We start from the raw sequence: 13,689 nt of genomic DNA on the forward strand, positions 1-13,689 counted from the left end.
CATGCTCTCCGCCGACCAAGTCGGGGGCCTGGTCGCGCCGATCATGCAGCGGTTCAGCCTGCCCGGGCTGGGGCTTGCGATCGTGCGCGGCGACGACGGCCTGGCCCTGGGGTTTGGCGTCGAGGACAGCGGCCGGAGCAGCCCGGTCGGTCCGGACACGGCCTTCCAGATCGCCTCTTGCGGCAAGGCCTACACCGCCACGGCGGCGGCTACCCTGGTCGATGCGGACGAGCTTGGTTGGGACACGCCCGTGCGGGACGTCCTGCCCGAGTTCCGGATGCATGACGAGCGCCTGTCCGGCCTCGCCACGGTGCGGGACCTGCTGTCGATGCGCCTGGGCTACTTGCCCAAGGGGCCGCTCAACTTCGGATCCAACCCTGAGCTCGGGTTGGACGCGGTGTTCGAGCGCCTGGGTCATATGGAGGTCGGGGCCGGCTTCCGCGAGCAGTTCATCTATCTGAACCCCGCCTACGCGCTGCTCGCCGAGATCGTTTCCCGACGCGCCGGGCAGCCCTTTGGCGACTATCTGGCCAGGGCGGTGACAAGGCCTCTGGGCCAGACCCGCACGTTCAGCCGGGCCGGGGAGGCGCCGGCCATGCCCTCGCACGCCCTCCCCCACGTCATCCTCGACGACGCCGGCCCGACGCCGATCGCGCCGCTCTGCGGCGGACGGGCGGGGGAAGGCTGCATCTACTCGACCCCCAGTGACGCCGTGGCTTGGCTCAGGCTTCACCTGGGCCTGGATCACGTCGGCCTGGTTTCCCAAGCCGCGCTCACCGAGATGCGTCGCCCCCAGTCGCTGGGCCTGCCCTCTCCGCTGCTCGGCAACAACTTCGTCACCTACGGCTTCGGCTGGCAATTGCGTGACACGCCCCATGGCCAGATCGCCCTGCACGAAGGGGTGGAGTTCGGGGTCGCGACCTTCACCCTGCTGGACCTCACCCGCCGTACGGGCGTCGCCGTCTACGCCAACCGCAACAGCGGCCCGGCGGTGAAGGCGCTGGCCTACGCCCTGATCGACGCCCTGGCCGGCCGCGCGCCCTCCGACTGGGTGAGCCTATTTGAGAGCCTGGCCGCGAACGAGCGAGCCGCCGCAGCGCAACGGCGCGAGCGGCTATTGAGCGACAGGCTCCATCGCCCGCCGCCCTCCGCGGACATGACCGGCGCCTACCTCCACCCTGCTCATGGGGTGATCGACATCGTCGAGGACGCGGGTGGCCTGGAACTGCGGTTTCGAGATGCGCGGGCCTACAACGCAGCCCTGCGCCCCATCCAGGACAATCTCTTCGAGGGGCGCTTTCTGTACCCGGGCATGCGGGCGCTCACCAGCGGCAGGACCTTGCTGCGCGTCTTCAGCGACGCCGGAGGCCCGGCGCTCGACATCGCCGACATCGGGGTGGCCCGCAAGCTCGCTTAGTCGCCGATGAACTCGATCTCGGTCCATCACGGATGGTGTTCTACGACATTGAAGAAGGTTGAGACCGCCGCTTCGCCGACCAAGGCGTAGCCGTCCGCGCGGCTGCACCTCCCGCACCCGGCGTCCAGGGGTCGATTACGGCGTCAGCAGGTTTGGATCGATGAACTGGCGGGGAACGCCGGGGCCTTCGAACCAGGCGCCCAGCCAGGAGCCGCCGCCGCCGTTGAAATACTCCACCCGGATGGCGTGCTTGCCGGGCTTGAGCTCGACGCCGCCGCTGGCGGTGATCACGCCGTGGTCGCCGTCGTTGTCCACCACCGTCTTGCCGTCGATATAGAGCTTGCTGCCGTCGTCCGAGGCGAGGGAGAAGCCGTAGGCGCCGGCGGTGGCGATGTCGAGGTAGCCCTCGAAGACCACGGCGACGGCGTCTTCACGCGGAAGCGTCAGCCCGTCGATGGTGATTTCGTGGGACGTGCCGGAAGCGGCGGGTTCGAGCCGGGAGAAATCGGGCAGCCGCACGGGCCCTTCCGGCAGCAGATAGACCTTGTAGCGGACCCCGCGCGCCTCTGCGCCCTTCTGGTCGAGGATGCGGAAGTAGCCGATGGCCGGAACGCTGGCCGGCTTGCCGTCCACGAACAGCATGGCGCGCACGATCGTGCTGCGGGCGATCTCGACCGGGCCTGAGTAGGGCGTGGACCTGTTCGTGGGGATGGAGTTGTCCAGCGTGTAGCGGATTTCGCCGACCGCGTTCGGGTTGCGGATGGTCATCCGCGCCGGCCGGTCGACGAACAGGCCGCCCGAAGGCGAATTGCCGTCGCCCGCGGGCTCGATCACCGGCGAGGCGTAGAAGGTGCTGGTTCGATAGGCCTGCGGGGGCGTGCGCTCGCCCTTCAGGACGGGCTTCACCGGGCGGCCCAGCCAGGCGTAGGGGATTTCCGCGCCGAGCAGCCAGGCGGCGGTGGCGGGGGTGTCGAAGGTATTGATGGGCAGGTCGAGCCGGACGCCCGGCTTGATGTCGTGGCCATAGGCGATCCACGGGATTTCCAGTTCGGCCAGGGTCTCGCCGCCATGCCCCTTGCCCACGCCGCCATGGTCGGAGGTGACGAAGATCACGGTCTCGTTCGCGATTCCGGCGTCCACGACGGCCTGCCGGATCGCGCCGATCAGCCTGTCGGCCTTGGCCACGGCTTCGTAGTAGTGGGGCGTTCCATGGCCGTGGGCGTGGCCGGCATGGTCGACATGGTCGAAATGCACGAAGAGGAACGTCGGGCGCTTCGCCCCGATGTACGCCGCGGCCAGAGCGGCGGTTTCATCTTCGCTCTCGCCGTGGACGTCGTAGTCCACGAAGCGATGGTCGTAGAGGTTTCCGAAGCCTTCCCAGTGATAGATCGACCCCACTTCCCATTCCGGATGCTGGTCGGTGAGCACCTGGAAGATGGACGGAAAGAAGCCGCCCGAGCCGGTCACCGAGGTGGGGAAGTTGAACTCGCCCACCCGCCAGTCGTTGCTGGTCACGCCGTGCTGCTCGGGCCCGGCGCCGCCGATGATGGACGCCCAATTGGCGCCGCTGGTGGTGGGCAGCACGCCGCGGGCGTGCATGCTCCAACTGCCGTTCTCCATCATGTCGCGCAGGTTCGGGGTGTCGGCGTGCATTATCCCGTCGGGACTCAGCCCATCCACGCCGATGATGATCACGTGGCGAGCCTTCTGGGCGGCGGCGGCGGCGCTGGACCAGCACGCGCCCGCCACGGCCGCGAGGAGCGCGACGAGCAGCGGGATGCCTCGAATCGGATTTTTTATGACGCGCTCCATGGATCGGCGAGGTCGATGGGGAAGTTCGGCCGTCACGAACGCGGGCGACCATGTCGGCCACCTAACCATTCGTGGTATAGACCAGATAACAGATTGCGTTGGCAGTTTTGCGACGCCGGGGGGCGTTAGGGCGCAGCCTCGTCCGCGATCAGGTGCTGCAGTACGCGCTTTTCGAGCACCAGCAGCGCGCCGACATTGTTGGTGCGCATGACGAGCCCGTCGGCGAGCGGCCTGGCGGCCTCGCGCACGGCCCCGGCCAGGCGCAGGAAGTCGGCGCGGGCGCGCCCGCCGACGCCGTGCAGGGCGCAGAGCTGACGCCAGTCCTGGACGAAGCTCTCCAGCAGCATGCTGAACCGCGCGGCGCGGGCCTGTGCTTCAGGCGTGTCGACGGCGACCGCCAGTTCTGCGCACAGGTCATCGACCAGCAACTGCACTTCGGCCGCAGGCATCACCGGCGAGCGCTGGTCGCTCTCGGTCAGCAGCCGTGGATCGGCGCCGGGATCCCAGGCCACCGTGCGCCATTGATCGCGCGGCGGGGCCTGGCCGCAGGCGAACCGCCAGAACGCGGCCGTGCCGGTGGTGTCCGCGACGAGATGGATGCGCTCGGCGCTGGCCCCGTTCTCCACATGGTGCCGGCGCCAGTTGTCGAAGATCCAGGCTTCGCCCGCGGCCATGTGCACCGATTGCCCGTCGCAGTGGAAGCGCACCTGCGGCCAGGTGATGACCGGGATGTGCAGCCGCACCCGCGTATGCCAGTGGTAGTTGATGTCGGCGTGCTCGGGCACGCCCGCCCCCGGCGCGAGACGCATCAGGCGCGAGCGGCTCCACACCACGCCGAAGCCCGCGAGGACCTGGCGCAGATAGGGCATGTCCGCGAGCCAGCGCGTCGGCAGCATCTGCCCGTGGACGCCGTCTGTCTCGCCGCCGCCGGCGCTGATCAACCGCGTCGCGCTGTTGCCAGGCACGCGATCGGGGTGCGGCGCCCATGCCTCGGCCGGCAGGGCCGCGACCTCGGCCTGCAGGCGCGCCGCCTCGAAGAGCACGGGGAGCTGGAAGAAGGGGCGCGAGAGCCGCATGGATCAGGCCTCGTAGCCGGTCACGGCGTCGCCCAGGGCGTCCCGCAGCGGCGCAAGCCAGGGCGCATAGTGACGCCATTGCGCGAGCCCCTCCCGGCCGATGGGCTGGCGCACCTGCTCGGAACTGGGCGTGCGCACGCTGCGCCGGGTCTCGTGGAAGGCCAGGCAGGCCGGCTCGAAGGGCAGCCCGCAATGCTCCAGCATGCGCCGCACGCTCCCCTCCAGGTCCTCGACCACGTCCTCGTACCGCACCCTCAGCACCCGCCCCGGCAGCACCTCGTCCCAATGCCGCATGAGGTCGAGATAGGTGCGGCAGTAGCGGGCGATGTCATCGACGCCGTAGGTGAATTCCTGGTTGGTGGTCCCGAACAACTGCTTGAGGTTGCTGAAGCAGCAGGCCATGGGCTCGCGCCGCACATCAATGATGGTCGATCGCGGCAGCATCAGGTGGATCAGGCCGATGTGCCAGAAATTGTTCGGCATCTTGTCGATGAAGAAGGCTCGGCCCTGCCTGCGATAGGTCCGGGTTTCCGCCAGGAAGCGCTCGCCCAGCGCGCGCGCGTCCCCGGCCGCCAGGCGCCGCAACGCCTTAGGATGCAGCGGCAGGCCGCAATCCGGATCGCGGCCGCAGAGTTCACCGACATACCGGTCGATTTCGGTCAGTTCCTGCGTGCCCTCCACGCGGGAATGGGAGGCCAGGATCTGCTCGATCAGCGTCGAGCCCGAACGCGGCAGCCCCAGGATGAATATGGGCGCCGGATCGTCCACGCCCCAGCCGGCGCGCGCGGCGAAGACTTCGGCGGTGAACACCTCCTTCAATCGGAGAGCGCAGGATTCCGCGACGTCGGGGCGATAGCGGCCGGAGCCCCGCCGCGCCGCATTGCCGCGCTCGTAGTACGCCCAGGAGGATGCGTAGTCGCCCCGGTCCTCCAGCGCCTTGCCCAGCGCGAAACACAGATAGATGCGGTCCATGTCCTGGGCGGCAGGCCGGGACTCCGCGGCGCGCATGCGCGCGATCTCGTCGTCGGTGAAACGGTAGGTCTTGAGGTTGGCGAGGCTGAACCAGGCCACGCCATAGTCCGGCCGCGCCGCCAGGGAGGCGCGATAGTCCGCGACGGCTTCCTGCGGCCGGCCCGTGACCTTCAGGGCGTTCGCCCGCCACAGGCGCAGGTCGGCGACCTCGGCCCCCGGCTGGCCCGGGTCGGCCAGCAACCTCTCATAGAGATCGATCACCGGCTCGTAGTCGCCCAGGCCGATGCAGGCCGCGCCGTACTGCTTGATGTATTCGCGGTTGTGCGGGTCGTGGCTGAGCAGGTGCTCGGCCTGGCGCCGCGCCTCCAAGTGCTTCTGCTGCTGCAGCAGCACCACGGCGTAGTCGAAACGCGCTGCGTGATAGTCCGGGGCGCGCTCGAGCGCCGCTTGCAGCAGCGCCTCGGCCTCGCCGGGCGCGTCACACGCCTGGCGGATACGCGCCAGCAGGCGCAGGGCGCCCACATTGTCGCCGTCCTTGCGCAGGTAGCCGCGGATGACTTCTTCCGCCGGCGACAGGTCGCCATCGGCAAGCAGGCTGTTCGCCGCCACCACCTCGGCCGGAAGCTGCCTCAACATGGCGAGATGCCGCGCCGCGGCGGCCGCCTGGGCGGCGTCGCCCAGCATGAGGTAGAGCTGTTCCAGCATGTCCCAGCATGCCGGCAGCGTCGGGTTGAGACGCACCGCCTCCCGCAGCGCCTCGATGGCCGCCGGCGCGTCGCGGCGCAGGACATGACAGTGACCCCGCTCCTGATAGAGGCGGCTGAACCGGGGATGCCGTTCCTGCAGCCGCGCAAGGGCCGCCAGGGCTTCGGGAATGAGCTGGCGCGAGCGCAGGTCCCTGGCCTGCTGCAGCAGGGCGTCGCGCTCCCCGGAAGGCGGGGCGGCGCTCATCGCGCGCCTTCGAAGCTGTAGCCGAACAATTCCAGGTCCTGCGCATAACGGGCGGCGACGGCGTCGATCAGGGCCTGGTCGTAGTAGGAGCGATAGTCGCCGCGCCTCGTGCCGTTGACGCGGTCTAGCCGGCGGGACGGAATGCCGATGCGCGCGCAGATCGCGTCGAACGACCCCTGCATATCCTCGACGCGGCCCACCTCGTCGGCCAGCAGGGTCTTTCCATCCTCGTCCACCAGCAGCCGGGCTTGAGGCTGGAACAGGATGTGATGGTCCGGCGGCGCCTCGAAGAGAAAGTGGCGCATCACCTCCTGCGGCCGCTGCTGGAAGGCCTCGCCGCCCCGCAGCATGAAAGCGCAGTACGAGACGAAGCGGTCGAACGGATTGCGCACGAAGGCGAACTTGAAATAGCCGCCGAACGCCTCCTCGCCGAGGTATGGACGCACCTGCCGCAGAGCCAGATGGCCATGCCGGATCGCCGCCAGTTCCTCCCAGGGGAAGCGCTTGTCGACGAACAGCCCCACCTGCTCGACGTCCCCGTCGCCCAGTTGCTCGCGCAGAGCCTGGCGCACGGAATGGGTGCCGGTCTTGGGCACCGCGGCGAAGATGAAACGGTGGCGGTGGGAAACAATCACGTTCCAGCTCACGCAGGAAAGGCGCCCCGCTCCCGAAGGAGGCGGAGCGCCCGGTTCGCCATCTGTGGTCGTCTCAGAACTTGTAGCTGAGCCCGACCATGTAGGTCGTGCCGCTCTGGTTCTGGTTGTAGAGATAGCGGTTCTGGCCCCAGAACTGCGTGTCCTTCTCGTTCGTCAGATTGATCGCATCCAGCGTGACCTGAAGCTGATCGGTGACGTTCACGAAGGCTGCGGCGTCGACATAGGTGGACCCCTCGAAGCCTCGCGTACTGGCGCTCATGAGGGAGTCGCTGCGCCCAGTGTACCAGCGGGTGCGGTGGTTCAGCGAACCACGAGCGCCCCAGCGGTCGGTCTCATAGTAGAGCGTGAGGTTGTAGCTGGTCTTCGATATGCCGGTGAGCGCCTTGTCGGCGTCCACATAGGTGTAGTTCGCCACCAGGCCCAGGCCGTCGAACGGCGCCGGCAGGAACGAGAACTGGGTCTGCGCCGCCAGTTCCAGGCCGGTCAGCTTCTTCGTGCCGGGGATGTTCACCGGCATGGAGAATTCCGAGACGATCGATTCGGCCGTCGCGCCCGGTATGGTGCTGAACGGAACGCCCGTCTGGCTGAAGGGGATGTTCTCGAGCGTCTCCGAGCCGATGAAGTTCTTGATGCTCTTGTGGAACACGCTCGCCGACAGCAGGCCCATCTGGCCGAAGTAATATTCGACCGACAGATCCAGCGTGGTGTCCTTGTAGGGCTTGAGGTTCGGATTGCCGCGGGACGCCGTGATCTCGTCGGAATCCGAATCCTGGAAGGCGCTGCCCTGGGCCGCCATCGACCCCATGCCCGGACGGTTCAGGTTCTGCGTGGCCGAGAAGCGCAGCAGCACGTCCGGCGTCAGCTCCAGCACCGAGTTCATGGCCGGCAGCACGCCCGAATAGCTGCCGCTCACGTCGGTCGTGCCGAGATAGGCGTAGCTGTCGCCCTGGATCCAGCCGGTGCTGTGGGTGTCGGTGCTGTAGCCGCGCAGGCCGACATTGCCGCGGAAATTCCGGCCAAGCAGTTCGCTGTCCCAATCCACCTGCACGTAGCCGGAAACGGTCTCTTCCGTGGTCGCGTAGACGTTCTCGATGTCCTGGATCGCGCCGCCGGACCCGTCGGCGTTGGGCTCGAACCGGTGGTGCTCGTTGTACTTCGCAAAGCCCCTGTCGTAGTCGCCGATCAGCCACGCACCGAAGTCGTTCCTGAACACCGTGGTGATGTCGCCGACCGAGGTGCCCCGCGTCTTGGGCCGGGTTCCATTGACGTTGCCGTCGTAGAAGAGGTCGATGCCTTCCTGCGAGAAGCGATGGTAGGCCACCCCCGCCCGCAGCGTCAGCGCGTCGTTCAGATCATAGCGCGCGTTCAGCACGCCCTCGCGCAGCTCCGACTGGTTGTTGAAGCCGCGATAGTAGAAGTCGTCCATCGCATAGTTGGCCGGGTCGGTGGGATCCCAGCCCGGATACTGGAACGAAGCCGATCGGCCGTCGGGGCCGTAGTTGGCGATCTGGTTGCCCCGGGCGCGCATGTAGAACTTGTCGTCGTAGGGCGTCTTGTAGGTCGACTTCTCGTAGCCGATGTGCCCGTCGATCACGAGACGCTCGGACACGTCCCACTTGCCGGTCAGCGCCACCTGGTTGAAGCGGTTCTCGTTCAGCGAACGGCGATGCTCGCTGCCGAAGGTCACGCCGGTGACATCGGTCATGGTGGCGTAGTTGCTGCCGTCCCAGGCAAGGTCGTTGATGACCGACGCGGTCTGGAAGATGGCCGGCCAGACGCCGCCGGCGGCGGTGTCGAACGCGACCGAGCCCGTGGAGGCGAGCGGCCGCGTCGCGAGATGCAGCTCGCTGCGGCGGGTGGTGAACTCACCGTGCAGCGCATCGAGCGTCAGCAGCACGTTGTCCGCCGGCCGCCACTGGACCGCGGCGGTCACGCCGAGACGCTCCATCTTCGCGTCCCAGGAGGAGATGCGGTTGCCGTCCGCGAAGTACAGGTCGCCGGACAGGAACTTGGCCTGCTGCGCGGTGGAGAGCCTGGAGATGTCCAGCCCTCGGGCGACCAGATTCCCCAGGGTCGCCGCGTCGGCCTTCACGTAGTTGTAGGTGTTGTGGCCCTGCTCCGTGGTCTCGCGCGTGGAATAGGCGGCCGAGACCAGCACGCCGAACCTGTCGTCCCAGTTATGGCTGAACAGCGCCGCGGCGCGCGGCTGGGTGTCCTTGGTGTATTCGTTGGTGCCCAGCTTGAACGACACCGCGCCCTTGGCGCCCGGCCCGTAGTCGAAGGGCTTGCCCGTGAACAGGCCGACCGTGCCGGCCATGCCGCCTTCGTTCTGGGCCGCCTGGAAGGTCTTTTCGACCTCCACCCGCGAGAACAGTTCCGAGGCGAAGATGTTGAAGTCGAAGGCGCGGTCGCGCGAACGCTGGCCGCGGCTGTCCTGCGCGGAGTCGACGTTGCCCAGCACTTCCATGCCGTTGAGCTGCACGCGGGCGAAGTCGGGACCCAGGCCCCGCAGCGAGATGCGCCGGCCCTCCCCCGCCTCGCGGTTGATCTGCACGCCCGGCAGGCGCTGCAGAGATTCGGCCAGGTTCAGTTCCGGGAACTTCGCCATGTCTTCGGCGACGATCGCGTCCTTCTGGATGACCGAGTCCCGCTTGATGTCGCGCGCGTCGCCCAGCGACTTCCGGTAGCCGGTGACGACCACCTCGTCGACCAGCCCGCCGGGCGCCTGTTGCGCGAGCGCGATCCGTGGGCTGGCGCCGGCGACCAGCGCCGCAACGGTGGCCAGCAAAAAGCTCTTGAGGTTCGGGCGTTTGACCCGAACGGAATGTCCCGTCGACATGAATTATCCCCGCCAAACTGGTATGAACCAATATTGTTAAAGCAGCTTGGGGCGACATAAGCGTGACAAGGGAATGATGATCGCATTCGGCTGAGCGCGAACGACCTTGAACGAATTGGCCTGGACCAATGTCACACGGCTGCAATCCGCCCGCTCTAGGAAGGCCGCCACCGGATGCAGCGGCGGCGACGTCCGCTCATCGCTCGATCGACCAGGTCGGGGAGCGGCCTCAGCGCGGCGCGCCCGCGATCCTTGGTCGCCACAATCGTTTCAGGAGCACCGAGCATGGAGACGATGCAGGATCGTCGCAGCTTCATCCGCGCCATGATGGCGACGGCCGGCGCGGCGGCGGCCTTCACCCCCTCCATCGCCCGCGCCCTGGAGATCCCCGCCGCCGGCCGGACGGGCACGCTGAAGGACGTCGACCACGTCGTCATCCTCACGCAGGAGAACCGCTCCTTCGATCACTATTTCGGGGCGATGCGCGGCGTCACCGGCCACGGCGACCGCTTCGCCGTTCCGGCCCCGCCGCTTCCCACGGCGCCCGATCGCACCGTCCTCGTGCAGCCGAACGAGCATCCGGGCGCCGAGCCGGCGCTGATCACGCCGTTCCGGCTCGATACGTCCGTCGACTTCCGCCTCTATCGCCCGCTCGGCACGCCTCATGGCTTCGTCGACAGCCAGGCGGCGTGGGACAATGGGCGGATGGGCGCGTGGCCGCGCTTCAAGCGGAACCACGCGATGGCCTATTTCACGCGCGAGGACCTGCCGTTCCAGTACGCCCTCGCCGAGGCCTTCACCCTGTGCGACGCCTATCACTGCGCCATGCACACCAGCACCAACCCCAACCGGCTCTACATCTGGACCGGCACGCACGACCCGCAGGCCAAGGGCAACGGCCCGGCCATCGACAACAGCTATGACCTGCTGGAGGCCGATCCGCTGCGCCATGGCGGCTATCTCTGGACGACCTATCCCGAGCGCCTGATGGCCGCCGGCGTCAGCTTCCAGATCTATCAGGACATGGCCGACAACTTCAGCGACAACCCGGTGGCCGGTTTCCAGAGCTATCGCCGGGCGCTCGGGGCGTCCGAGGCCGCCGCCGCCCTGCTCGTGCGCCGAACCCTGACCACCCGCACGCTCGACGACCTGCGGCAGGACGTGCTGGACAGGCGGCTGCCGCAGGTGTCGTGGATCATCGCGCCCGCGGCCCTGTCGGAACACCCGAGCGTCTCCACCCCGCTCCAGGGCGCGGACTATGCGGCCAGGGTGCTCGACGCGCTCACCGCCAATCCGGACGTCTGGGCGCGGACCGTGCTGCTGATCAATTTCGACGAGAACGACGGCCTGTTCGACCATGTGCCGCCGCCGGCCCCGCCGGCCCGCGTGTCGGGGCGCGCGCTCGGCGCGACCAGCATCCCGGCGGACGACGAATACCACGTCCATTCCCAGGCGGCCCCGGACGCGGTCTATCTGGACCGGCCCTACGGCCTTGGCATGCGCGTGCCGCTCTATGTGGTGTCGCCCTGGAGCAAGGGCGGGCATGTCGCCTCCGAGGTCTTCGACCACACCAGCATCCTGCGCTTCCTCGAAGCCCGCTTCGGCGTCCACGAGCCGAACATCAGCGCATGGCGGCGGGCCGTGTGCGGCGACCTGACCTCCTGTTTCGATTTCGGCGCGCCCGACACGGTCGAGTTCATGGCGGCGCTGCCGGTCACCGCGGCCCTGTCCGAGCGCGCGGCGCGGCTGGAGGAGATCCGGCCGCCGCTTCCGGAGCAGGCGGCCGCGCCCGTGCAGGAGACCGGCCTGCGCCGGCGGCGCGCGACGCCCTACGCCCTCGACGCCCGGTTGCGCATGGAGGGCGCCGGCCGCGCCCTGTCGTTCGCCAACCGTTCGATCGCGCGCGCGGCGGTGTTCCATGTCTATGACGTCACGCGGCTGGACGAGACCCCCGCCCGCTACACGGTCGGCGCAGGCCAGGAACTGGCGCACCCGCTGCCCGTCTCCGGGCAGGCCGCGGACATCTTCGTCCTCGGGCCCAACGGCTTCCATCGGCGCCTGACCGGGAGGAACGACGTCTTCTCGGCCGGCATCGAGGGCGGCGTCGGCGCCCCTCCCTCGCTGCGCCTTGAGAACCTCACCTCGACGGCCCAGTCCATCTCCATGACGGATCGGGCCTACGGCGCCCCGCCCGAAGTGATCACCCTGGCCGGCGGGGACGCGCGCAGCATCCGACTGGACCTCACGAAGAGCCACGGCTGGTACGATCTGCAATTCGCGGCGGGAGGCCAGGCCTGGCGCATGGCGGGGCATGTCGAGACCGGAGCGGCGTCCTACTCGGATCCGGCCGCCGGCGGGCCTGGTCCCCTCAGGCTGGCCCCGTCAGCCTAGCGGGGCCCGCCCGGCGACATCGATCTCGGCGCAGAGCAGTTCGCGGTAGCTCTCCAGGTCGTCCAGCTCGACGCCGGCGACCTTTCCCTGTTCATCGTAGCGCCGCAGCCGGATGGCGTCGGCCGCGCCCGCCTGGCTCAGGAAGTCGTCGGCCTCCGCCCGCGTCATCGGCCCGCCCTGCAGGGCCAGGCTCTGGGCCGAGGCCGGGCTCAGAAGCTCGAAATAGCCCGGCTCGAAGGCCGCCAGATAGCGCTTGGCCTCCACATGCAGGCGAACCGGCTCGGTCACCGCCGGCCCGAACGCCCGCGCGAGCCAGGCGGCGCCGATGCGCTCGTGGCGCGCGTCGATCCCGCGATCGGCGGCGTCTTCCCCATGGCGCTGCAGCAGGTGGCCGATATCGTGCAGAAGGCAGGCGGCCACCAGCGCGTCCGGCGCCCCGTCGGCGCGCGCGTGGTGGGCGGTCTGCAGCAGATGTTCCATCACGCTCACGCCCTCGCCATAGTGACGCTCGCCCCTCAGGGTCACGAGCTCAAAGATGTTCGACACGAAGTCCTGGGCGAAAGGCGAAGCGGTCATCAGCAATCCGTAAACGTGGAGGAAGCGCGCGGCGCCGCATCGGCCCGACAGCCGGGTCCGCGCGGCTCTGGTCAGTCGCCAGCGGCCGCGCCTGGCGCGCGCCGCCGCTGCTCTCCCAAATCTCAAGTTTGGTCCATACCAAAATAAGATAGGCCGTGGGCGAATCTTTCGTGAAATCGCACGTCGTCTTGACCGCTTCCCGCGGCCAGTGTGCTCTTGGCCCGCGGTCGGAGTCGGCCGCGCAGGAAGGAAACAGTCCCGCCGATGTCACCGGCCGACGCGACCCAGGAGTTGCACTATCTCAGTATCCGCGACCATATCGCCGACCGGATCGCCGCGGCGGGCCTGAGGGCCGGCGACCGGCTGCCGTCCGAGCGCCAGTTGCAGACCTCCAGCGGCGTCGCCCGCGGCACGATCCGGGAAGGTCTATTCCAGTTGGAGGCCGAGGGGCTGATCTACCGGAAGGACCGCAGCGGCTGGTACGTCTCGCCGCCTCCGGTGGTCTACGACCCGACCCGCTGGGAAGGCTTCATGTCCTATGTGGAGGCGCAGGGCCGCCGCCCCTCCACCGAGACCCTGAGCGCCGAAGAGATCGCCGCCGACGCCCTGCTGGCCGAGGTGTTCCGCCGCCCCGTCGGCGCGCCGCTCTATCTCATTCGCCGCCGGCGCTACATCGACGGCCGCGCGGTCCTGGTGGAACGAATCGTGGTCGACGCCGCCCTCGCCCCCGACCTGCTACGTTTCTCCTTGGACCAGTCGCTGACCAACATCTTGAAGTCCGAGTATGGCCTGGCCGCCGCCCGCAACCAGATGATCATGCAGCCCTGCGCGCTCACCCTGCGCGAGGCCGAGGCCCTGCGGGTGAAATCCGGGCTGCCGGGCCTGAGCGTCGTGCGGACGAGCTACGATGCTCAGGGCCGCATCATCGAGTTCGACCAGGAGTTCTGGCGCCACGACGCGCTGAAGATCAGCGTCGACATCCGCGTGCGCTGAGGCCCT

Annotated in this window: 9 protein-coding genes; 3 read left to right on the forward strand and 6 right to left on the reverse strand. The window is 68.5% G+C overall.

Annotated elements, in window-relative coordinates; genetic code table 11:
• The first annotated feature begins 1 nt into the window (after position 1).
• Complete coding sequence (locus RTL41_RS01080; RefSeq protein WP_312161341.1) at positions 2-1,417, forward strand: serine hydrolase domain-containing protein; 1,416 nt, start codon at positions 2-4, stop codon at positions 1,415-1,417.
• A 135-nt stretch (positions 1,418-1,552) separates the two neighbouring features.
• On the opposite strand, the gene RTL41_RS01085 is transcribed toward RTL41_RS01080, so the two are convergent.
• The 5 genes from RTL41_RS01085 to RTL41_RS01105 form a co-directional block, all read right to left on the reverse strand.
• Complete coding sequence (locus tag RTL41_RS01085) at positions 1,553-3,112, reverse strand: alkaline phosphatase family protein (RefSeq protein WP_312160459.1); 1,560 nt, start codon at positions 3,110-3,112, stop codon at positions 1,553-1,555.
• A 242-nt stretch (positions 3,113-3,354) separates the two neighbouring features.
• Positions 3,355-4,305 carry an aspartyl/asparaginyl beta-hydroxylase domain-containing protein gene (locus RTL41_RS01090; protein WP_312160460.1) on the reverse strand — a complete coding sequence of 317 codons (951 nt, stop codon included), beginning with the start codon at positions 4,303-4,305 and terminating at the stop codon, positions 3,355-3,357.
• A gap of 3 nt (positions 4,306-4,308) precedes the next feature.
• Positions 4,309-6,228 (reverse strand): sulfotransferase, encoded by a 1,920-nt coding sequence (locus RTL41_RS01095; protein WP_312160463.1) that lies wholly within the window; start codon positions 6,226-6,228, stop codon positions 4,309-4,311.
• On the reverse strand, positions 6,225-6,863 hold the full coding sequence (locus RTL41_RS01100) for a sulfotransferase family 2 domain-containing protein (RefSeq protein WP_312160465.1): 639 nt from the start codon (positions 6,861-6,863) through the stop codon (positions 6,225-6,227). Before RTL41_RS01100 ends, RTL41_RS01095 begins: the two co-directional genes overlap by 4 nt.
• Before the next feature lie 73 nt (positions 6,864-6,936).
• Positions 6,937-9,723, reverse strand: coding sequence for a TonB-dependent receptor (locus RTL41_RS01105; RefSeq protein ID WP_312160467.1), 2,787 nt, complete (start codon positions 9,721-9,723; stop codon positions 6,937-6,939).
• A gap of 285 nt (positions 9,724-10,008) precedes the next feature.
• Between RTL41_RS01105 and RTL41_RS01110 the strand changes: the two genes are divergently transcribed.
• Positions 10,009-12,114, forward strand: coding sequence for a phosphocholine-specific phospholipase C (locus RTL41_RS01110; RefSeq protein WP_312160469.1), 2,106 nt, complete (start codon positions 10,009-10,011; stop codon positions 12,112-12,114).
• On the opposite strand, the gene RTL41_RS01115 is transcribed toward RTL41_RS01110, so the two are convergent.
• Positions 12,106-12,690: a phosphonate degradation HD-domain oxygenase gene (locus RTL41_RS01115; RefSeq protein ID WP_312160471.1), complete on the reverse strand. Its 585-nt coding sequence runs from the start codon at positions 12,688-12,690 to the stop codon at positions 12,106-12,108. The genes RTL41_RS01110 and RTL41_RS01115 overlap by 9 nt on opposite strands.
• A 264-nt stretch (positions 12,691-12,954) precedes the next feature.
• On the opposite strand from RTL41_RS01115, the gene RTL41_RS01120 reads away from it, so the two are divergent.
• A complete protein-coding gene (locus RTL41_RS01120) occupies positions 12,955-13,683 on the forward strand; it encodes a UTRA domain-containing protein (RefSeq protein WP_312160472.1) in 729 nt (242 codons plus the stop codon).
• Positions 13,684-13,689 lie beyond the last annotated feature (6 nt).

The organism is Phenylobacterium sp. (assembly GCF_031984885.1).
In the GTDB taxonomy this organism is placed as follows: Bacteria; Pseudomonadota; Alphaproteobacteria; order Caulobacterales; family Caulobacteraceae; genus Phenylobacterium.